Source organism: Streptomyces sp. WM4235, from assembly GCF_001279725.1.
GTDB lineage: Bacteria > Actinomycetota > Actinomycetes > Streptomycetales > Streptomycetaceae > Streptomyces.
This window is the reverse complement of sequence record NZ_LGDE01000178.1, coordinates 1-1,458: the sequence shown is the minus strand read 5'-3', so window position 1 is coordinate 1,458 and position 1,458 is coordinate 1. Positions and strand designations below refer to the sequence as shown.

At 68.9% G+C, this 1,458-nt stretch carries 1 protein-coding gene and 1 pseudogene; one reads left to right on the top strand and one right to left on the bottom strand.

Going from position 1 to position 1,458, the window contains the following annotated elements; translation table 11 throughout:
- Nucleotides 1-1,113, bottom strand: a 1,113-nt coding sequence (locus tag ADK55_RS14820; protein WP_420713628.1) for an ISL3 family transposase, incomplete at its 3' end; no start/stop codon positions are given.
- Nucleotides 1,114-1,207: 94 nt separating this feature from the next.
- Between ADK55_RS14820 and ADK55_RS14815 the strand changes: the two are divergent.
- Nucleotides 1,208-1,458: pseudogene (locus tag ADK55_RS14815) on the top strand (IS256 family transposase); the annotation flags it as partial.

The window sequence follows — 1,458 nt, the reverse complement described above, 5'->3', positions numbered from 1 at the left end:
GCCCTGGTTGAGGTAGCGGACCAGGAGGTTTGCGCTGCCGGTGTAGCCCAGCTCCCGGATCTCCTCGAGAAGGTGGGTGACCGGGACGGCTGGTTCTTCGGCACGGCGCTGGCGCAGGTGCTCGCGGTAGGGTTCGACGAGGGTGGGCCGGTAGGCAGGGGTGAGGCGCAGGGCCTGGGGTTCGGGCATGCGGGCATGGCGTTTGACGGTGTTCAGGGCCAGGCCCAGGCGGCGAGCGCAGTCGAGCAGGCCGATACCTTGGCCGAGGAGATCGTGGATCTTGTTCCAGCGTTCGCGGGTGGTCTGCTCGCGTACTCCGCCGGGGCGGGGCGGGTTGATGGTGGCCCAGCAGCCGGCATGCGCGCGGACCTCGAGCTGGGCTTTGTCGCAGAGGTTGCGCCAGAGGTGCCATCTGTCACTGACCTGCACCGCGTCGGGCAGGGCGCGGCGGACGGCCTCGGCGTAGGTGGCCGAGCCGTCCCGGCATACGACCTCGATGCCGGGATGCTCGCGCAGCCAGGACTCCAGGGTGGCCATCTCTCGGTCGGGCAGGACCGCGACGCGTCGGCCGGTCTCGGCATCCGTGATGATCGTGGCGTAGCGGTGGCGGCGGCGCAGGGCGAAATCGTCCACGCCGATCACCCGCGGGATGGCATGCTCGGGCAGCGGCAGGCGCCGCAGATGGCGCAGTGCGGTGCTGCGGGAGACGGGCACGGCCAGCAGAGCGGCCAGGCGTGCGGCCGCCCGGCCGCATAACTCCCGCGCCACCTGCGATATCTGCCCGGCGAGACGCACAGTGCGGCGCTGATGACGCTTCAGCAGTCCGGGAATCTGTTCACGGAAGGTCTGCCGGGAGCAGCCCAGAACCGGACAGGCCAGCCTTCGTACCCGCAGGTGGACGACGACCGGGCGGCCGTCGACCGGCACGTCCCGCACCGTCCGGCGGTGGTACCCGTGCACCCTCGCCGCTGGCGTTCGGCACACCGGACACGGCACCGCCACATCCCGGGTGCGGGCCGTGACCATCACCTTGTCACCGTCGTCCGTCACGTCCTCGACGACCAGTGCCGACAGCCCGGAAAACACCGTCCCGATAAGAGAGTTGACATCCATCACAAGACCATGATCGCGGATGGCTACTCGGCGTCACCACCGACTACGGGCCAGAGCCAGAACGGTGTAACTCCGATCATGGAGGATTGCACCTGTGACCAGCGAGAACATAGCCACACCGCCCGAGGCCGCGTCAGCGGGCGTGGATGACCGGTTCCTGAACGAGCTCGTGGCTCGGTCTCAAGCCGAGGGCTTGCAACTGACGGGCGAGGGCGGCCTGCTCCAGCAGCTGACGAAGCGGTTGCTGGAGTCCGCTCTGGCGGGCGTCATGACGGATCATCTCCGCTATGACGGGCACGATCCGGCGGGCAAGAACGGCGGCAACTCCATGAACGGCAAACGGTC